Source organism: Actinocrispum wychmicini, assembly GCF_004345645.1.
Taxonomy (GTDB): Bacteria; Actinomycetota; Actinomycetes; order Mycobacteriales; family Pseudonocardiaceae; genus Kibdelosporangium; species Kibdelosporangium wychmicini.
Genome location: NZ_SLWS01000015.1, coordinates 99584 through 118894 on the forward strand (window position 1 = coordinate 99584; position 19311 = coordinate 118894).

Sequence of the window (19311 nt, forward strand, 5' to 3'; positions counted from 1 at the left end):
GCGGACAGCCCGGCGACCGAGGAGTCCAATTGTGGAGAACAGGGTGGCAGAGCTCCAGTCGTTGGTGAACCGGCTCCGCCGGCACGCCGCCGACGACCCGGACACGTACACGGTCGAACTCGCCGGCGCACTCGTCAACCTCGGGTCGGCGCTGATGCACGCCCGGGAGCCGGCCGACGGCGGAGCCGCCCTCCTGGAAGCCCACAACCTCTTCCGGGCCGTCGTCCGGGCCGGGCCGGCCGCCGACTGGCGGGCGCGCGCGGGCCTGGCGATGGCCGCCTACAACGTCGCCCACTTCATGATCATGAACGGCCAGGTGGACCAGGCGGAGCCGCTGGCCGAGGAGTCGTTCCTGGTCCGCCGGGAGCTGGCCGAGGCCGACCCGGACCGGCACCTTGAGGGGTACGCGCTGAGCCTGGGGATCTACGCGATCACCCAGATCGAGCTCGGCCGCCCCGGCAACGCGATGCCGAAGTTCCTGGAGTCGACGGAGATCATGCGTGGCCTGACCGAAGCCGATCCGGGCACCCACCTGCCGGCGATGGTGGCCACCCTGCAGTGGCTGGGCGAAGGGCTCCGGGAGTTCCCCGCACCCACCAGCGCTGAGCTGCAACAACTCATCGACGATCTGCAGCGGCTGCGCGACCGTCTGGGCGAGTCGCACCGCGAGCTGCGGCTGAACTACTTCGACGCCGCCTTCCTGGTGGTCGTCACCAACGCGGGCCCCGGTGAACTCCGGGCGCGGATGCCCCCGCCGCCGTGACCGGCGGTCAGGAGTCCACGGGCTCGGTGGAGAACCGGGCTGTGCGCGGGTCGCGCTCGGTGCCCGACGACTGTGTCAGGATCCCGTACAGCTCCGGCCGACGACCGGCCAGCCAGCGCCGGCCGGTGGACATCGGCACCAGCCCGAGGTCCATCTCGGCGACAACCATCTCGTCCGTCGCGGCCCAGGTCTCGGCCAGGATCCGGCCGTACGGGTCAAGAACCATCGCGTTGCCCGTACGCACTTCGTCGTCGTCGCGCCCGACGCCGTTGCTGAACACCAAGAACATGCCGTTGTCGTGGGCGCGCGCCGGCAGCCAGCGCATCAGCCACTCGCGGCCGTTCGGCCCACGGAACTCACGCTCGATCGCCGCCGGGTCGGCATGCCGGTTCTCCCACAACGCCATCGGGATCGGCCGCATGCCGTGCGGGCTGCGCGAAGCCGTCCCGCCGGTCTGGTGGGGCGCGATCAGCACGGTCGCGCCGGCCAGGGCGCACGCGCGGACGTTCTCGACCAGATTGTTGTCCCAGCAGATCAGGACCGCCATCCGAACACCCCACGGGGTGTCGAACACCGTGTAGCCGTCGCCGCTGCTGATCGCCTCGTGTTCGAAGGCGTGCAGCTTCCTGTGGACGTGCACGGTCCCGTCCGGCAGGCATACGGCGTAGGAGTTGAACAGCCGTCCGTCGGCGGCCTCCAGGAACCCGGCGCCCACGCCGATACCGTGCCGTTCGGCGAGCGCACGGACCGCGTTCACCGACGGCCCGTCCGCCGGTTCCGCCAGCGCGTGCAACTCGTCGACGCTCCGCCGACGCACGTGCCAGTAGCCGGTCAGGCACATCTCCGGGCACACCACGAGCCGAGCGCCGGCAGCCGCGGCCGCATCAGCGAAATGCGCCACCCGGCCCAGGTTGTACGGCTTGTCGTCGGCGCGGTGTTCGAACTGCACAGTTGCGATCTTCAGCACCTGTCCATCCCAGCCTGCCGGCGTTCCATGCGTCCAATGAATCTTTGTGCGCATATCATAATCTGAAGGAATGGATACTCGGTTGCGTGCTTTCGTCGCCGTGGCAGATCTGCACGGCTTCGGCCGGGCCGCGCAGCGCCTGGCGATCACCCAACCCGCGCTGACCAAACAGATCCAGGCGCTGGAACGGGAACTCGGCGGGACGTTGTTCACCCGTGGCCGTCACGGCGCCGAGCTCACCGAGTTCGGCACCGTCCTGGTGCCTCAGGCGCGTGAGCTCGTCGCGGACGCCGACGAGTTCACGCGCCGGGCCCACCGGCTGGCACGAGGTGAAGCCGGTCGGCTCACGCTCGGCTTCGGGTTGTCGACGATCGACATCGCGCCTCGGGCGGTCGCGGCGTTTCGGCGGGTCCGTCCGGACGTCGAGATCAGCCTGGAGGACCTGCCGTCAGCCGTGCAGGTCGAACGGATCCGTGCCGGGCAGCTGCACGTCGGGTTCGTGCGCCTGCCCGCGGGTGATCTCAATCAGCGTGTGCTCCGCCGCGACCGGCTCGTGGTGGCCAACACCGGTCCGGTGCCGGCCGACGTCGCCGGCTGGCTCGGCGACCAGCGACTGGTGCGGCTGGCCCGGACGAAAGGCCCCGGGCTGACCGCGCAAATCGACCAGCTGTGCGCGGCATGGCAGATCCAGCCGGGCACCCTGCACGAGACACACGACCTGCAAACCGTGCTGGCCCTCGTGGCCGCCGGCACCGGCCCGGCGCTCGTTCCCGCCACGGCGGCGGGCATCGCCCCGGCAGCCGTCACGTTGACCCCGATAGACGACCCCGCCGCCGCGTGGGACGTGGGCGTAGCGTGGCATCCGACTCAGCACACCGCGCTGGTCGACACCTTCCTGGCGCACGTGCGGTGACGGCTCACCAAGTCCGGCCGGCCTGCTCCCGGATCGCGTGGTTGATCCGGTTGAAGAAGTTGGTCATCGCGATGTGGAGGACGATCGCGGACAGCTGCTTCTCGTCGAAGTGCGCGGCGGCCGCGTCCCAGATCTCGTCGGTCACCCCGGTCGACCCGTCCTGGATCCGGGTGGCGGCCTCGGCCAGCGCGAGGGCCGCCCGCTCCGGCTCGGTGAAGAACGGCGTCTCGCGCCACGTGACGACGCTGTGCAGCCGCTCCTCCGTCTCGCCCTGCTTCTTGGCCGACGCGACCCCAGCGAACGCACACGGGCTGCACCCGTTGATCTGACTCGCTCGCAAGTGGACCAGTTCGAGCAGGAGCGGGTCGACGCCACCGGCCTGAACCGTCTTGTGGAGCAACTGGACCGCGTTCATCACGTCCGGGCTCACCGTGCTCTTCAGGCGTGCTTCCATGGATCAAGCTCCTTCATCGGTTACCTGTGTCCCTCCGGGACCGTCATCACCCATGACGAAGCGACTCCGAGGAAGGTAACAACCATGGATCAGGTGGCCGAGACGTTCGAGGCCCAGCGCGACCGGCTGCTCGCGATCGGCCACCGCATGCTCGGTTCGCACGCCGACGCCGAGGACGTGGTCCAGGAGGCGTGGCTGCGGCTCGCCCGCCAGGACACCGCGACCATCGACAACCTGCCCGGCTGGCTGACCACAGTGGTCGGCCGGATCTGCCTCGACGTCCTGCGGTCCCGCCACACCCATCCCGAGGCGCCTTACGACGATCTCGTCGTGACGGTCGACGACGGCCCCACGCCGGACGACCAAGTGGCGCTCGCCGACTCGGTGGGCCTCGCGCTCGCCGCCATCCTCAGGTCGCTGCAGCCGAGCGAGCGGCTGGCGTTCGTGCTGCACGACCTGTTCCTGGTGCCGTTCGACGAGATCGGCCGGATCGTCGGCAGGTCCACCGACGCCGCCAAGATGCTCGCCAGCCGCGCCCGCCGAAAGGTGCGGACGCCCGAGCGGCTGACGATCGCCCGGCAGGAGCAGCGGCAGGTGATCGAGGCGTTCCGCGCGGCCGCGCTCGGTGGTGATTTCGAGGAACTGCTGCGCCTGCTCGACCCGGACGTGAAGCTGACCGTCGACACCCCGGACGGCATGGTCGTCATCCTCGGCGCCACGAAGGTCGCGACCGGCGCCCGGATGTCCGGCGGCGAGGGTGTTCAGTTCCGGGCCGTGCTCGTCGACGGCCTGCCCGGGTACGTCTCCTGGCGTCCGGACGGAACTCCGGTGTCGATCATCGCGTTCACCGTCGTCGACGGCCGGATCGTCCGGGTCACGGTGGTCACCGACCCGGCCAAGCTGCGGTCGATGGACCTGCCTGATCCACAGTAGACAACGGGGCCACTCGCCCCAACGTCGAGTGGCCCCGTTGCTTCCTCCAGCCCTCGGTCAGTGCACGACCGCCTTCTCCGCGCCCGCTCCGGTGAGGGCGCGCACCTCCATCTCGGCGTACTTGGCGTCGTTGCGTTCCCCGGAAACCATGGTCCCGATCCAGCCGAGGAGGAACGACACCGGAATCGACACCAGACCAGGGTTGGTCAACGGGAACCAGTCCATGTGACCACCCGGGAACATCGCGGTGGCCGGCCCGGACACCGCGGGCGAGAAGATGATCAGCACCAGGCAGACCCCGAGGCCGCCGTAGATGCTCCACAGCGCGCCCTGCGTGTTGAACCGCTTCCAGAACAGCGAGTACAGGATTGTCGGCAGGTTCGCCGACGCGGCGATCGCGAACGCCAAAGCCACGAGGAACGCCACGTTCTGGCCGTTGGCGACGATGCCGCCGACGATCGCCGCGGCACCGATCACTACCGCGGTGATCCGGGCGACCCTGACCTCCTTCTCCGGGGACGCCTCGCCTTTCTTGATGACGTTGGCGTAGACGTCGTGTGCGAAGGAGGCGGACGCGGTGATCGTCAAGCCGGCGACGACCGCGAGGATCGTCGCGAACGCCACGGCCGCGATCAACCCCAGCAGCACCGGACCGCCCAGCGCCTGGGCCAGCAGCGGCGCGGCCGAGTTGCCCTTGCCGGGCGCGGCGTTGATCGCCTTCGGACCGACGATCGCGCCGGCGCCGTAGCCGAGAACCAGGGTGAACAGGTAGAAGATGCCGATCAGCCAGATGGCCCAGACCACCGACTTGCGCGCCTCCTTGGCCGACGGCACGGTGTAGAACCGCATCAGCACGTGCGGCAGGCCGGCCGTGCCCAGGACCAGGGCGAGCGCCAGGGACACGAAGTCGAGCTGCGTGATCCCGGTCTTGCCGTACTGCTTGCCGGGGTCCAACGCGCCCGAGACGTTCTTGGCGGCGTCACCGAGCAGTGTCGACAGGTTGAGGCCGTACTTGCCGAGCACCCACAACGTCATCGCGGCCGCGCCGACGATCAGCAACGCCGCCTTGATGATCTGCACCCACGTGGTGCCCTTCATCCCGCCGATGAGCACGTACAGGATCATGATCACGCCGACCACCGAGATCACCACGGCCTGGCCGACGTTGCCGTCGATACCCAGCAGCAACGAGATCAGGCCGCCGGCGCCGGCCATCTGCGCGAGCAGGTAGAACAGGCTGACGACCAAAGTGGAAGTGGCCGCCGCCGCACGCACTGGGCGTTGCCGCATCCGGAACGCCAGCACATCACCCATCGTGTACTTGCCTGTGTTCCGCAGCAGCTCCGCGACCAGCAACAACGCCACCAGCCAGGCCACCAGGAACCCGATCGAGTACAGGAAACCGTCGTAGCCGTTCAACGCGATCAGGCCGGCGATCCCGAGAAACGACGCCGCGGACAGATAGTCGCCCGAGATCGCGATCCCGTTCTGCGCGCCGGTGAACGCGCGACCGGCCGCGTAGTAGTCCGCGGCCGTCCTTTGGTTGCGGGACGCCCGGAAGACCACGAAAAGCGTGATCACCACGAACGCCCCGAAGATCGAGATGTTGAGGGTGGGGTTGGACCCGGAGACCCCTTCGGCGAGGGTCATTCGCTGGCTCCCTCGATCTGCTCGCGGATCTTCTCGGCCTGCGGGTCGATCCTTCGGTTGGCGTACCGCACGTACAGGCCGGTGATCACGAACGTGGAGACGAACTGCAGCAGGCCGAAGATCAGGGCGACGTTGATGTTGCCGACCACCTTGGTGGACATGAAGCCGTGCGCGTAGTCCGCGAGCAGCACGTACACCAGGTACCAGACCAGGAACAGACCGGCCATCGGGAACACGAACCGCCGCAGCCTGCGCCGCAGCTCGGCGAAGTCGGGACTGGCCTGGACGGCGAGCCAGTCCTCGGCGTCCGGTGGCCTGGTTTCAGGCGAGACGGTACTCACGCAACCTCCCAGTGGCGGGTGTGTTCCGCGACACACTAGGTAACGTGATCAACTAACTCCAATCAGTCGCGGACGAACCGCCGAACCACGCGACGAACGGTCGACGAACGGTCGGTGCCGCCGGACAAGTGGTCCACGTCACTTTCCCGCAGATGCAGCCGCAGCATCGCGTCCCGGCTCCACGCCGGCGGCCGGCCGAGCAGCGAGACCACCACCATGGTGCCGAACGCGAGCGGAACCGCCCAGGGGGCGGGCTGCGCCACCAGGATCGCCACCCACCCGTGCACCTCCGGCCCCCACAGCGTGGCGACGATCGCGCCGGCGGTCGCCAGCAGGCCGACGGCCACTCCGGCGATCGCGCCGGGCGCGGTCAGCCTCGACCACCATATGCCAAGCACGAGCAACGGGCAGAACGTCGCCGCGGCCACGGTGAAACCCCACGTCACCAACGTGTTCGTGTCCATCCTGGCGGCCGGCAGGGCCAGCAGGACGACCGCGGCGGCGGCCACCACGACCGTGACCCGCAGCTGCCGCAGGCCACCGGCGAGCAGGTCGTGCGAGATCGCGCCGGAGACCACCAGCAGCAACCCGAGGGATGTGGCCAGGAACGCGGCGATGGCCCCGGCAGTGAGGGCCACGGTGAACGCGTCACCCCAGGGCCCCTGGTCGACCTCGGCCGGAAGCGCCACGACCGCGATGTCCGTGGTGCCCGACAGATAAAGCTGCGGGACGAGCACGCGCCCCAGGACGCCGTAAATCCCTGGGAACAGGTAGAACGCGCTCAGCAGCACGACCGTGAGGGCCGCCGTCCTTCGTGCCGCACGGCCGTCCGGGCTGGTGTGGAATCGCATGAGGACATGTGGAAGTCCCATCGTGCCAAGCATTGTCGCGAGCAGGACGGCCCAGGTGCCGAGCAGCGGCTGGCCTGCGTTCTGCACGTCGAGCAACGGTCTTTCCCACCCCGGACCGCCGGGCGGGGACTGTCCGCGCAGCCCGGGAACCGCGCTGCCGTCCGGGAACACGAACGACTGGCCGGCTTGGACTTCGAACTCCCCCACCGGCAACGTGAGCGTCTGGCCATCGGCGGCGCGAACGGCCGTCGGTTCGCGGACCTCAAGGGTGACAGGGGACCGGAACGTCACCGGTGTGTCGTGGGCGAAGTGGGTGAACTCGACCGGGCGCAGGGCCTCGTCCCGGACCTCCGGCCCGACCCGCAGCAGCAGCCACACCGCCGGCACGATGAACAGCACCAGCTTGAGGCAGAACTGGAACGCCTGGACGTAGGTCGCCGCCCGCATCCCGCCCAGTGCCAACGTGATGCTCACGGCCGCGCCCGCGATGACGACCCCGACCCAGTACGGTGTCCGGCTCACGACACCCAGGACGAGCCCGGCCGCCCGGAACTGCGGCACCAGGTAGAGCACGCCGATGACGATGATCGTGACCGCCGCCAACCGTCTTAGTGGCGGCGACGCGAGCCGTGCCTCCGCGAAGTCCGGCACGGTCAACGCGCCCGACCGACGCATCGGCGCGGCCACAAGCGCCAGCATCGCGATGTACCCGGCGGTGAACCCGACCGGATACCAAAGCGCCCCCACGCCGTCCTTGACGACCAGCCCGGAAACCCCGAGGAACGACGCGGCCGACAGGTACTCCCCGGACACGGCCGCGGAGTTGAGCAGCGGCGAGATCCGTCTGGACGCGACCAGGAAGTCGGACGTGCTGCGCATGGCCGCGACCCCGCGCAACCCGACCAGCAACGTCACGATCACCACCGGAATGACGGCCAGGGCGGCGATCACGACTGGTCCTCGGGCTGTTCGGCCCTACGCAACTGCCACAACGCCAGGAAAACCATCGCCGGGAACGGCACGGCCACCACCAGCACCCACGACAGCGGGATTCCGATGAGCCGCACGGCGTCCAACACCGGCCAGACCGCGAACACCAAGGGCAGCAGCAGGACCAGCGCGAACAGCCAGGCCACCGCCACGATCGCGCGGCGCCGTTGGATCCGGAACAGAGCAAGCGCTTGCTCGGCGTCCTTGGGGTCCAGGCGAGGTGCGCGCCATCGCGCCCGAGACCTCCTGCGGGCGTGCGCGAGCCGTGTCTGCGGACTGGTCACGGCGACCCGGCGGTGCGGCATCAGGACCGCCAGTCGAGGTCGCCGCGCTGCGCCGCCCGCAGCAGCCTTTGCCGCAGTTCCCGGGAATGCCGCCGGGAGACCGGCACGTCCCCCAGGTCGGTGTGCGCGAGCAGGCCACCGGCCGAGTCGCTGCGCAGCTCGCGGACCGAGCCAAGGGCCACCAGGAACCCCCGGTGCACTCGGGCGAATCCTGCGTTCTCCCAATACTCTTGGAGTCGGGACAGCGGCATCCGCACCAGGTACGCGCCGGTCCGGGTGTGCAGTCGCACGTAGTCTCCATGTGCCTCAACGAACTGGACGTCACTTCTGCGGACATACTTGGTCCGTCCGCCGACTTCGACCGGCAACGCGGCCATGGTGTCCACAGGCGACACGGTCCGTTTGTTCACCCGCGCCAACGTGTCCGCCAGGCGCTCCGCGCGCAACGGCTTCAGCAGGTAGTCGACCGCGCCGATGCCGAACGCCGCCACCGCGTGCTCCTCGTGCGCGGTGACGAAGACGATCACCGGCGGCTCGGACAGCCTGGTCAGCAGCGAGGCCAGCTCCAGCCCGTCCAGCGCGGGCATCGAGATGTCCAGGAACACCACGTCGAACCGGTCGGACTGGATCATCCGGAGCGCGGTCAGCGGGTCCTGCGCGCCGACGACCGACGTGACCTCGGGGGCGTCCCGCAGCATCCGGCAGAGCTCGTCCAGAGCCGCGGGCACGTCGTCGACGGCCAGGACTCTCACGGCATCACCCCCGGTTGGAACATCGGCACGCGGACCACCACGCGGGTCCCCGCACCCACCGCCGTCTCGACCACCAGGCCGAACCACGACCCGTAGACACTCCGCAGCCGACGGTCCACATTGGTCAGTCCGACGCTGTCCGCCGCGCCGTGCCCGGCGAGGATCCGCGCGGCCGCGGCCGGGTCCATGCCGCTCCCGTCGTCCTCGATGCTGATCACGCAGTCCGATCCCTCCGCCTCGCCGCGCACGAGGATCTGGCCGGGTGACGACCGCGGTTCGATCCCGTGCCGTACAGCGTTCTCCACCAACGGCTGCAGCACCAGGTACGGGATGGCCACGGCCAGCACTTCGGGCGCGACCCGGATCTGCACGCGCAGCCGTTCGCCCAGCAGTGCGCGTTGCAACGTCAGGTACGTCTCGATGGCGTGGAACTCGGCGGCCACGGTCGTGTAGTCGCCGTGCCGGGCCAGGCTGTAACGGGTGTAGTCGGCGAAGTCCAGCATCAGCTCCCGGGACCGGTCCGGATCGGACCGCACCAGCGAGGCGATCACGGTCAACGCGTTGTACACGAAGTGCGGCGAGATCTCGGCCCGCAACGCCCGCAGCTCGGCCTGGTCGGCCAACGCGTCCAACCTCGTCCGTTCCAGGGCTGAACTCACCCAGTCGGCGACTTCCCGGACCGCGGACATCCGGTGGGCGCCCGCCACCACGAGCACCCCGGCCAGTTCGTCGCGGACAAGCAGCGGCAGGGCCACCACCGGCGGCCGGCCGGCCTTGACCTCCCTGTGCAGGACGTCCTCCACCAACGCGGCGATGTCCACGTCCGACGGCGGGCTGCCGGCCCACTCGACCGTCCCGGTCAGGTCCGCGAGCCCGATCCCGGCCACGCCCAGCAACCGCCGGATGCCCCGCGCGGCGGCCCGCACCCGCGGTCCGGACAGGCCGCCGGCCAGGTCGCCGGCGATCCGCCGGGCCGTGCCCAGGGTGACCGCCGGCGAGGGGGACCGAACCAACGCCATCAGAAAATCTCCTTGCCACGTCCGGCCCAGATCCTACGATCACCACCTATGGTCACGCCCGGACTGGAACTGTGCCGCCGTTACTACTTCGAGGCGGTGGCGCCGCTGCTCCGCGAGCATTTCGGTGACCTGCCGCATTCCGCCGCCCTGATCGGCACCGGCTCGGAGGTGTTGGGGTTCGACACCGAGCGATCCGCGGACCACGAGTGGGGTCCCCGGTTCAAGTTGTTCACCCGTGACCGGCACGCCGGCATCACCGCGATGCTCGCCGACAAGCTGCCCAAGACGTTCCTCGGCTATCCCACGAACTTCGCGCCGACCGAGAACGAGGGCGTGCGTTACATGACCTACACCGATGGCCCGGTCCACCATCGCGTGGAGGTCGCGGACCTGCGTGAGTGGCTCACCCGGCACCTCGGGTTCGACCCGGACGGCCCGATCGACTGGCTGGACGTCCCCACTCAGACGTTGCTGGAGGTCACCGCGGGCGAGGTCTTCCACGACGGCCTTGACGAACTTGAAGCCGCCCGCGCGAAGCTGGCCTGGTATCCGACGGACGTGTGGCGTCAGGTCCTCGCGCGGGAATGGCGGGGCATCGCCGACGAGGAGGCGTTCGTCGGCCGATGCGGCGAGGTGGGCGACGAACTCGGGTCGGCGGTGGTCGCGGCCCGGATCGTGCGTCACCTCATGTGCCTGTGTCTGTTCATGGCCCGGAAGTACCCGCCGTACAGCAAATGGCTGGGCAGCGCGTTCGCGCGGTTGCCGGTCGACCTGCCGTTGCGGGAGGTGCTCGCGGCCACCGACTGGAAGACGCGCGAGCGATATCTCACGCAGGCGTACGAGATCGTCGCCGCCCTGCACAACGGCCTCGGCCTGACCGCGCCGCTCGACACCAAGACGCGGCTGTACCACGACCGTCCGTTCCAGGTGTTGATGGCCGACCGGTTCGCCGAGGCGCTCACGGGCGCCTAGCGGCCGACGGCGAGGGTCTGCCTGGCCAGGAGGTAGGCCGGCATCATCTCGTCCAGCGTCTCCTGGTCGATGCCGCCGACCTTGACCACGACGACCTTGCCGCCGGCCTGCACCGCGATGGCGTACTCACGGTGCTTCACACCGTCGAGGGACCGCTGGTAGGCGGCCTCCATGGCGTCCACACCGGTCAGTTTGACCGGGGTGAGCTTCGGTTGCTCGCTGTCCTTGCTCTTGTCGCCGTCGGCGAAGAGCTTCAGCTGTGACTCGACGTTCTCGCCGGGCTTTCCGCCCTGCCACACCCGGATCATGCCCAGCACGCCGGCTGGCTTTCCGTCGAGTTCGCACACCGGGCCGAACGAGCCGATGGTGAACGACTTCGCCGCGTCCGGCGGAATGGACTGGACCTTCCACTGCTTGGCGTGGGCGAAGGTGACCGGCAGTGCGCACGGCGAGCCGGAGCCGCCGACCGTGCCGCCCTCCTCGGCCGGCCCGACCTTGTCGGCGGCGACGCCGTCCGGCACCGGCACTTTGTTGTTCTTCGGATCGTTGGCACCAGTGGTGCCGCCGCTGCATCCGACCGTCAGCGTCGCCGTCAACGCGACCGCGGCCAGCCCCCAGGACCTGCGCATTTGTTCCCCGTTCCGCCCCTGTGTCATCGGCGGTCAGCATGACATACCGACATAACGGACCTCCACCAGGTTGTTCCGTACCGGGTTAGGTTCCAGATCATGACGCGTTCACGGATGTACCGAGACGGTCGGCTGGTGGCCGAGGACTTCCCAGACGAGGACCTGGCCCGGTACCTGGACGACCCGGACGCTGTGGTGTGGGTGGACCTGGCCCAGCCGAGCGGGGACGACCTGGCGATGCTCGCCGACAAGCTCGGCCTGCACGATCTGGCGGTCCGGGACGCCGTACGCGCGCATCAGCGGCCCCGGCTGAACCACTACCAGGGGCACGCCCTGGTGATCACATACGTCGCCGTGGTCAACCCCAAGTCCGGTGTGCTGCACGCACACGAGCTGGCGATCTTCGTCACCGAACACGCCCTCATCACGGTCCGCAAGGACGACGGGATCGACCCGGGCCAGTTCACCGACCGCTGGGACAACCAGTCCGAACTGGCCGGCAGCGGCGTCGGTTTCCTGCTGTACGGCGTGCTCGACGAGGTCGTGAACGCGCACCTGGACGCGCTGCAGGTGTTGGACGACCACGCCGAGTCGCTTGAGGAGGCGGTGTTCACCGAATCGCCGACGTCCACCACGATGCAGCGCCGAATGCTGCGGATGCACAAGAGCCTGGGGCAACTGCGCCGCAAGGTGGTGCCGATGGAGCCGGTGCTGAACTCGTTGATGCGCCGCGACACGACCGTCTACGACCAGCGGATGGTGCCGTACTACCAGGACGCGCTGGACCACGTGCTGTACGCGGCCGACCAGATCGAGTCGTTGCGGGACCTGATCGCGACCATCCGGGACACCCAGCTCAACCTGCAGGGCAACCGGCTGAACCTGATCATGAAGAAGGTCACCAGCTGGGCCGCGATCATCGCGGTGCCGACCCTGATCACCGGGTTCTACGGCCAGAACCTGCCGTTGCCCGGCGTGAACACGCCGTGGGGCGCCTGGGTGTCCACTGTGTCCTTGGTGCTCGTGTCGGTCCTGCTGTACGGGTCCTTCAAGCGCAAGGACTGGCTGTGACGGCGTGATTGGTCGGGAATTGGTGCGCGAACGGGCAGGCGGGGCCGGGCGGGCCGGTGTCGGTGCCAGACTGGCCGAATGCGAGCAGGGTTCATCGGGCTCGGCGTGATGGGGCAGCCAATGGCGCTGAACCTCGTCAACGCCGGGACCCCATTGCTGGTCTGGAACCGTGACCCGGGAAAGACCAAGCCACTGGCCGACGCGGGCGCCACGATCGCACCCGACCCGGCCACGGTGTTCGCCGACTCGGACGTGATCATCCTGATGCTCACCGACGGCAACGCCATGGACGAAGTCCTCACCCGCGGCACACCAAAGTTCAAAGAGAAGGTCGCGGACCGCACGATCGTCCACATGGGAACGACAGCCCCGAGCTACTCCCAAGGCCTTGAAGCGGACATCATCGCGGCCGGCGGCCAGTACGTCGAAGCCCCGGTGTCCGGCTCCCGAAAACCCGCCGAAGCAGCCCAACTGGTCGCCCTGCTGGCCGGCGACCCGGACGCCGTCGCGCAGGTCCGCCCCTTGCTGAAGCCCATGTGCCGGGACATGACCGAGTGCGGGCCCGTCCCCCACGGCCTGCTGATGAAGCTGTCAGTCAACATCTACCTGATCACGATCGTCTCAAGCCTCGCGGAGACAATGAACTTCGCCCGCGCGCACGGCCTTGACCTCACCAAGGTGGTCGAGGTGCTGAACGCGGGCCAGATGGCCAGCCCGATCATGCGCGTCAAGGCACCCATGCTTGTGGCGGAGGACTTCGCCGTCCAGGCTTCGATCGCGAACGTTTGGATGAACGCGGACCTCATCGCTTCGGCTGCCCGGTCGGCTGATGTCGCCACTCCTCTTTTGGATGTCTGCCACTCTCTGCTGGCCGAGACCCTTCAGCTTGGGTTCTCCGATGGTGACATGATTGCTGTCGTCAGGGCTCTTGAGGTTCGGTCTGGGATTCGTTGAGGACCCTCTACTTGGGCGTCGCTCTTTTTTGGACCTATCGAAAAGAATGATTATGCTGGGCGCGAAACGTTGTTTGGTCACCTTGGAGTTCGGCTTCCAGCCTCGGGTTCCTGTTCCGGCGCTGGTTACCCTTCTGTGGTTCCATTCCAGCCAAAGACAACTGATCCTCACCCAACGAGCGCTGGAGGTGTGGTCTGGTACCGGCGACCCTCAGGACTGGTAAACACCAACACACCCTCCCTCGGCTGACAAATATCCCACTCGCTCCGCTCGCGGAGCAGATTGTGATACTTACACAACGCGGCGAGATTATCCGTGCTGCTGAGCCCCTGATCACAATGACGAACAGTGTGATCGATCTCCGACCGATGAGCGGTCGTCGTACACCCCGGCATCCGACAAGTCTGATCCCGCAACCGGACATGCTCCGCCATCGCCGGTGAGGGGAACCGGCGTGGACTGGCCTCCAACAGATGCCCAGCCGGGTCGGTGAGGATCCGCCGCCAGGTGGCATCACGCGCCAACTCCCGGGCATGCTCAGCCGTGATCGGCCCATAGCCGGACAGCACCCCAGGCTGCTCATTCAGGCCCATCAAGGTAGTGGCCGGGACCGTCACGTTCACCTGGACCTTCACCCGGTCCCGCTGCTCACCGAAGATCAATCCCAGCAACACATCCGCCCGGCACTGCCCCAGCGTCCGATCGGGAGTCTTGGCCTTCCGAGCCAGCTTGTCGATCTGCTGATGGGCGGCCAACGCCTGCTCCGCAGTCAAGGCAGCACTGAGGTGCCCCACCCCGTCCTCGCCTGCCATATAGGTGACATCACGCTCCTCCCGGGCAGCCACCCGACGACGTTCGGCCGAGCTCGGGTCGACCTTGATCACGTGGTAGCGGATGGAGTCCCGGAACCGGCTGGGGTTGGTGCGGCCTCCGTAGGCCAACACCCGCCGCTCCACCCGCCCCGCATCCTCCACCGACAACACCTCGGTCAGATCATCCATCGCCAACGCCCGCTTGAAGTCAATATCCCCGGCAGCCAACGCATCCACAGTCGCCGGCAGCCGAGTCGCCAGGCGCTGCGCCCGCAGAATCTGCGTAGCAGCGGCCTGCGGACTGACCCCAATCTCGATAGCGACCTCTTCCCGAGCCCCATCAGCCAACTCAGCATGCCGCCGAGTCGGTGGCCGCAACACGGCAAACCGAGCCAACACACGCACCTTCGCGGCCTCTGCCTCGGCGATAACCCGTTCGGCAGCGGTCAGAACATCCAAGCATTCCGACGCGGACATCTCCTCCACAGGAATGTTCGCTGGCGGAAGCGGTGTACGAAAGAGAGATAGTTCCCCACCCATGCCTCCATGATACCGAAGAATGAAGCCAGCGGCCAATCAAAATTGAACGAGGGAGAGTCTTTGGCTGGAATGGAACCACAGAAGGGTAACCAGCGCCGGAACCGAAACCCGAGGCTGGAAGCCACACTCCAAGGTGACCAAACAACGTTTCGCGCCCAGCACAATCATTCTTTTCGAAAGGTCCAAAAAAGGGCATCAAAAATGGAACGAGGCCCAAACGATCACCCTAGTAAGGCAAAGCCCAGACAGGATTGGTATAAAACCAAAGATCCTGCCAAGGATCCGAATCCCCAGGCACATCCACAGCCGGCCCAAAGGGATCAACACCAGCCCCGTGAAACCCAGGCGAAGTCCGGTTGCCATCAGTGCCACGTAACCGCAAGTAGACAGGACGCTCCAGCCGCCCCAGCGAGTACCGCAACGAAACGGTCCCCACAGACTTGTTGACCTCAAAAGACTTCACAACCCGCGCGCCAGGAGCGCGGAAAGTGTCGCGATCAGCGACCGGGCCGGTCACATCGCCCTGGATCACGTCCACCCGGGCCAGCACGGGCACGAAGTGTGCCCAGTTGGGCCCATTCGCCAAGTCGACCGTGATGGTCAACTCCACCGGGGTCCCGCGCCGGACGTGCAGGGATCCACCCAGTGGCACGCCGTTCAGCCGGACATCCAACCCGCTGACCAGGCGGCCGTGGTCGACCCACACCCGTCCGGCGCGGATGCCGTCCATGACTGCCGCGTAGGTGAAGTCTGTCGCGCCGACGTGGGTTCGGCTGTAGCACCCGGGCCAGAAGTCGGCGTCTGTCAACGCCAATGCGGTGCCGTGTACGGGGTCGGGGTGGCGGCCGTCGAGGTGGAAGTTGCCGTCGGGGCCGTGTACCGCGCTGTCCGCGTACACGTTGTGGGAGTCCGAGTTCGCGGTGATCCACCACGGCTTTCCCTCGGCCAGCAGACTGTCCCACAGACCGCCCACAGTGGACGTCATCCAGTCGAAGCCGCCCCAGGTTCGGTGGGCCTCAACGGGATACGGGAACGCGTTGTCCGCGGGTGTTCCGTCGTAGAAGCCGCGGGCGTGTCCGCTGCCGTGTGGCACGGGAATTCCCGCTGCCTGATGGCCAGGGGCGCCTTCCATGCCGACGAAGATGTCCGGCGCGGCGTCCCGCCAGGAGCGGATGTCCGAAGGCGCGTCCAGGCCACGGCGGGCTGGGTGGTTCGCGAGCATCAGGGCGTCGTCCACTCGGCCGCGGCGGACCGCGTCCGCGAGGAAGTTGATGCCGGCGATCGCCAGCGCGGCCTTGTCCGGCACGGCCTCGGTCAGCCCGCCGTCGTAGGTGGACTCGAACTCTTTCAGCAACGCGACTTCGGACCGCCCGGGATGGACGAACACCGTGCCGTGCTCGGCACCTGGGATGTTCCATTCCACTCCTTGGAACACCAGGGTGGTGTCGACGGCCGAGCGGGCGGCGCGGATGTCCGGATTCACCTTGTCCACGCCGATGTGCGCGTGGGCCGGGCCGCCGTGGTCGGTGATCACCAGCCAGCCCAGCCCGTACGCGTTGCCGCGCCGGACGTGGTCGATCACCCGGTACTTGCCGTCCGGGCTGTAGAGGGTGTGCACATGGTGGTCGCCGGCCAGCCAGTGGTAGCCGCCGAGGGGCGCGGCGCTAGCGGTGGTGAGCACGCTGGCGCCCAGACCGGCGCCGAGCAGGCCGGCCCGGCGCAGCAGCGTCCTTCGGGTCAGCTCTTCGGGGTTGAGGTCCTCGTCGGGGATCGCGATGTCCACCGCCCTGGGCAGGTCGGTCCCGTGTGAGTGCCCCAAGTCCGCTCCAGTCAGCCGCGCGTGGTCATCGCCCGCAGGAAGAATGCCAGGTTAGCCGGACGTTCAGCCAAACGGCGCATGAAATACCCGTACCATTGCACACCGTAAGGGACGTATACCCGCATGGTGTCGCCGCGGCGCGCGATGATCTCCTGCTCCTGCGGTCGGATCCCGTACAGCATCTGGTACTCGAAGTCCCGGCCCTTGCCCAGTTCGCCGGCGATCGCGATGATCCGCGGGTCGTGCGACGCGACCATCGGATAGCCGTCGCCCGCCATCAGCACGCGCAGGCACCGAATGTAGTTGCGATCCACTTCGGACTTGTCCTGGTACGCGACGGACGCGGGTTCGTTGTACGCACCTTTGCACAGCCGCACCCGGGAACCGGCGACGGCCAGATCGTGCGCGTCGCCGAGAGTCCGGTGCAGGTACGCCTGGATGACCGCGCCGACCCACGGGAAATCCTGGCGGAGCTCCCCCAGGATGTCCAAAGTGGAGTCAGTGGTGGTGTGGTCCTCCATGTCCAGCGTGAGGGTCGCGCCCGCGCCCTTGGCGGCCTCGGCGATCAGCCGGGCGTTCTCCAGCGCGATCTTGTGCCCCTCACCTGGCAACGCCTGCCCGACGGCGGACAGCTTCACGGACACGTCCGCGCCGGCCGCGAGCCCTTGGTCGGCCAACGCCGACAGCAGCGTGACGTACGCGTCCACGGTGTGGGTGGCGTCGGCGACGTCGGTGGTGTCCTCGCCGAGATAGTCGATGGTCACGGCGCGACCCGAGTCGACCAGGGCCCGGGTCGCGGTGACGGCGTCAGGGGTGTGCGCACCAGCGACGAACCGGTTGACCACGGATCGCGTCAGCGGATTGCGTTCGACGGCCTTGCGGGCCAACGGCGAACGCGCGGCGGCGAGCAGACTGGTACGCAACATGGCGCTACTCCTAACCCTGGTGCGGGTGACGGGACGAGGTCGGCGGCACGAAGGTCTCCTTGATCGACCGCGGGCTGACCCAGCGCAGCAGGTTGAGCGCGGATCCCGCCTTGTCGTTCGTGCCGGACGCCCGGCCGCCGCCGAACGGCTGTTGGCCGACGACGGCTCCGGTGGGCTTGTCGTTGACGTAGAAGTTGCCGGCGGCGAAGCGCAACTGCTCGGACGCGGCAGCGATCGCGGCCCGGTCGTTGGCGATCACGGCACCGGTCAGTCCGTACGGCGCGACGTTCTCCATCTGCCCCAGGACGGTGTCGAAAGCGTTGTCCTCGAAGACATGTACGGCCAGGACGGGTCCGAAGTACTCGGTCGTGAACACCTCGTGGGTGGGGTCGCTGCCGAGCAGCACGGTCGGCCGGACGAAGAATCCCTCGCTGTCGTCGGCGGTCCCGCCGGCCGCGACGGTCAGCGCCGGGTCTGACTTGGCGCGGTCCAGCACACCGGACAGCTTGGTGAACGAGCGGCGGTCGATCACCGCGCCCATGAAGTTGCGGAAGTCCGTGACGTCGCCCATTTCCAGGGACTCGACCTCGGCGACGAAGTCCGACTCCAGCCGCTTCCAGACCGAAGCCGGGACGTAGGCGCGGGACGCGGCGGAGCACTTCTGGCCCTGGTACTCGAACGCGCCGCGCACCAACGCGGTCCGCAGCACGTCAACGTCGGCGGACGGGTGCGCGAGCACGAAGTCCTTGCCGCCGGTCTCCCCCACGATCCGCGGATAGCTGCGATAGCCGGCGATGTTCGCGCCGACCTGCCCCCACAGGTGCTGGAACGTCCTGGTGGACCCGGTGAAGTGGATGCCGGCCAGTTCCGGGTCGGCCAGCGCGACGTCGGAGACGGCGAGTCCGTCGCCGGTGACCAGGTTGATCACGCCGGCGGGCAGCCCGGCCTCTTCCAGCAACCGCATGGTCAGGTGCGCGGACAGCGACTGCGTGGGCGACGGCTTCCACACCACGGTGTTGCCCATCAGGGCCGGGGCGGTCGGCAGGTTCGCCGCGATGGCGGTGAAGTTGAACGGCGTGATCGCGTAGACGAAGCCTTCCAGCGGCCGGTGGTCGGTCCGGTTCCACACACCGGGCGCGCTGATCGGCTGCTCGGCCAGGATCTCGCGGGCGAACTGGACGTTGAACCGCCAGAAGTCGGCCAGCTCGCAGGCGGCGTCGATCTCGGCCTGGATCGCGGTCTTCGACTGGCCGAGCATGGTCGCCGCGTTCAACCGCGCCCGCCACGGGCCGGTCAGCAGGTCCGCGGCGCGCAGCAGGATCGCGGCGCGGTCGTCGAACGACAGGGAACGCCAAGCGGGCGCGGCACGTTTCGCGGCGGCGACGGCGGCTGCGGCGTCCTCGTGGGTCGCGTTGGCGAGGGTGCCCAGTACGGCACGGTGATTGTGGGGTTGGACGACGTCGATCCGCTCGCCGCCGGCCATCCGCTGCTCGCCGTCGATGGTGAGGGTGAACTCGACGGTGTCCTTGGCCTGAGTCGCGAGCTCGGCTTCCAGGGCTGCCCGGGGTGCGGTGCCAGGCGCGTAGTCGAAGACCGGCTCGTTGACGGGGGCGGGAACTCGGGTCACGGCGTCCATAACCACACGGTAGAGCCGTGCTGACCTGCGTATTT

The 19311-nt window shown here is 68.2% G+C and carries 19 protein-coding genes; 6 read left to right on the forward strand and 13 right to left on the reverse strand.

Features of this window, described 5'->3' with window-relative positions:
- Positions 1-43 precede the first annotated feature (43 nt).
- Positions 44-763 (forward strand): hypothetical protein, encoded by a 720-nt coding sequence (locus tag EV192_RS46750; RefSeq protein WP_132125230.1) that lies wholly within the window; start codon positions 44-46, stop codon positions 761-763.
- A gap of 7 nt (positions 764-770) precedes the next feature.
- Here EV192_RS46750 and EV192_RS46755 read toward each other — a convergent pair whose 3' ends face one another.
- On the reverse strand, positions 771-1730 hold the full coding sequence (locus EV192_RS46755; protein ID WP_207926813.1) for a nitrilase family protein: 960 nt from the start codon (positions 1728-1730) through the stop codon (positions 771-773).
- Positions 1731-1800: 70 nt separating this feature from the next.
- On the opposite strand from EV192_RS46755, the gene EV192_RS46760 reads away from it, so the two are divergent.
- Positions 1801-2643: a LysR family transcriptional regulator gene (locus tag EV192_RS46760; protein ID WP_132125232.1), complete on the forward strand. Its 843-nt coding sequence runs from the start codon at positions 1801-1803 to the stop codon at positions 2641-2643.
- 4 nt (positions 2644-2647) lie between these two features.
- Here EV192_RS46760 and EV192_RS46765 read toward each other — a convergent pair whose 3' ends face one another.
- Positions 2648-3097, reverse strand: coding sequence for a carboxymuconolactone decarboxylase family protein (locus EV192_RS46765; protein ID WP_132125233.1), 450 nt, complete (start codon positions 3095-3097; stop codon positions 2648-2650).
- A gap of 84 nt (positions 3098-3181) precedes the next feature.
- Here EV192_RS46765 and EV192_RS46770 point away from each other — a divergent pair, with 84 nt between their 5' ends.
- Positions 3182-4030, forward strand: coding sequence for a sigma-70 family RNA polymerase sigma factor (locus EV192_RS46770; RefSeq protein ID WP_132125234.1), 849 nt, complete (start codon positions 3182-3184; stop codon positions 4028-4030).
- 57 nt (positions 4031-4087) lie between these two features.
- Here the strand turns inward: EV192_RS46770 and EV192_RS46775 are convergent, their stop codons facing one another.
- From EV192_RS46775 to EV192_RS46800, 6 genes are all read right to left on the reverse strand, one after another.
- Positions 4088-5680 (reverse strand): solute symporter family protein, encoded by a 1593-nt coding sequence (locus EV192_RS46775; RefSeq protein WP_132125235.1) that lies wholly within the window; start codon positions 5678-5680, stop codon positions 4088-4090.
- Entirely contained in the window at positions 5677-6021 is a 345-nt protein-coding gene (locus EV192_RS46780; protein ID WP_132125236.1) for a DUF485 domain-containing protein, read from the reverse strand. The genes EV192_RS46775 and EV192_RS46780 overlap by 4 nt, the downstream gene beginning before the upstream one ends.
- Before the next feature lie 62 nt (positions 6022-6083).
- Entirely contained in the window at positions 6084-7823 is a 1740-nt protein-coding gene (locus tag EV192_RS46785) for a sodium/solute symporter (RefSeq protein WP_132125237.1), read from the reverse strand.
- Positions 7820-8167: a hypothetical protein gene (locus EV192_RS46790; protein ID WP_424923442.1), complete on the reverse strand. Its 348-nt coding sequence runs from the start codon at positions 8165-8167 to the stop codon at positions 7820-7822. Before EV192_RS46790 ends, EV192_RS46785 begins: the two co-directional genes overlap by 4 nt.
- Entirely contained in the window at positions 8167-8898 is a 732-nt protein-coding gene (locus tag EV192_RS46795; RefSeq protein ID WP_279495727.1) for a LytR/AlgR family response regulator transcription factor, read from the reverse strand. Before EV192_RS46795 ends, EV192_RS46790 begins: the two co-directional genes overlap by 1 nt.
- A complete protein-coding gene (locus tag EV192_RS46800; protein WP_132125238.1) occupies positions 8895-9917 on the reverse strand; it encodes a sensor histidine kinase in 1023 nt (340 codons plus the stop codon). The genes EV192_RS46795 and EV192_RS46800 overlap by 4 nt, the downstream gene beginning before the upstream one ends.
- A gap of 48 nt (positions 9918-9965) precedes the next feature.
- Between EV192_RS46800 and EV192_RS46805 the strand changes: the two genes are divergently transcribed.
- Positions 9966-10889, forward strand: coding sequence for a DUF4037 domain-containing protein (locus EV192_RS46805; protein WP_132125239.1), 924 nt, complete (start codon positions 9966-9968; stop codon positions 10887-10889).
- Here the strand turns inward: EV192_RS46805 and EV192_RS46810 are convergent.
- Positions 10886-11518 (reverse strand): lipoprotein, encoded by a 633-nt coding sequence (locus EV192_RS46810; protein WP_132125240.1) that lies wholly within the window; start codon positions 11516-11518, stop codon positions 10886-10888. The genes EV192_RS46805 and EV192_RS46810 overlap by 4 nt on opposite strands.
- 99 nt (positions 11519-11617) lie before the next feature.
- On the opposite strand from EV192_RS46810, the gene EV192_RS46815 reads away from it, so the two are divergent.
- Positions 11618-12589, forward strand: a complete 972-nt coding sequence (locus EV192_RS46815; RefSeq protein ID WP_243727517.1) for a magnesium transporter CorA family protein — start codon at positions 11618-11620, stop codon at positions 12587-12589.
- A gap of 78 nt (positions 12590-12667) precedes the next feature.
- Positions 12668-13543, forward strand: coding sequence for an NAD(P)-dependent oxidoreductase (locus EV192_RS46820; RefSeq protein ID WP_132125241.1), 876 nt, complete (start codon positions 12668-12670; stop codon positions 13541-13543).
- 167 nt (positions 13544-13710) lie between these two features.
- Here the strand turns inward: EV192_RS46820 and EV192_RS46825 are convergent, their stop codons facing one another.
- The 4 genes from EV192_RS46825 to pruA form a co-directional block, all read right to left on the reverse strand.
- On the reverse strand, positions 13711-14895 hold the full coding sequence (locus EV192_RS46825; RefSeq protein WP_132125242.1) for an HNH endonuclease signature motif containing protein: 1185 nt from the start codon (positions 14893-14895) through the stop codon (positions 13711-13713).
- A 226-nt stretch (positions 14896-15121) separates the two neighbouring features.
- Positions 15122-16714 (reverse strand): CehA/McbA family metallohydrolase domain-containing protein, encoded by a 1593-nt coding sequence (locus EV192_RS46830; protein ID WP_165960960.1) that lies wholly within the window; start codon positions 16712-16714, stop codon positions 15122-15124.
- Between the two features lie 11 nt (positions 16715-16725).
- Complete coding sequence (locus EV192_RS46835; RefSeq protein ID WP_132125244.1) at positions 16726-17640, reverse strand: proline dehydrogenase family protein; 915 nt, start codon at positions 17638-17640, stop codon at positions 16726-16728.
- Between the two features lie 10 nt (positions 17641-17650).
- On the reverse strand, positions 17651-19276 hold the full coding sequence (gene pruA / locus EV192_RS46840; protein WP_132125245.1) for an L-glutamate gamma-semialdehyde dehydrogenase: 1626 nt from the start codon (positions 19274-19276) through the stop codon (positions 17651-17653).
- Positions 19277-19311 lie beyond the last annotated feature (35 nt).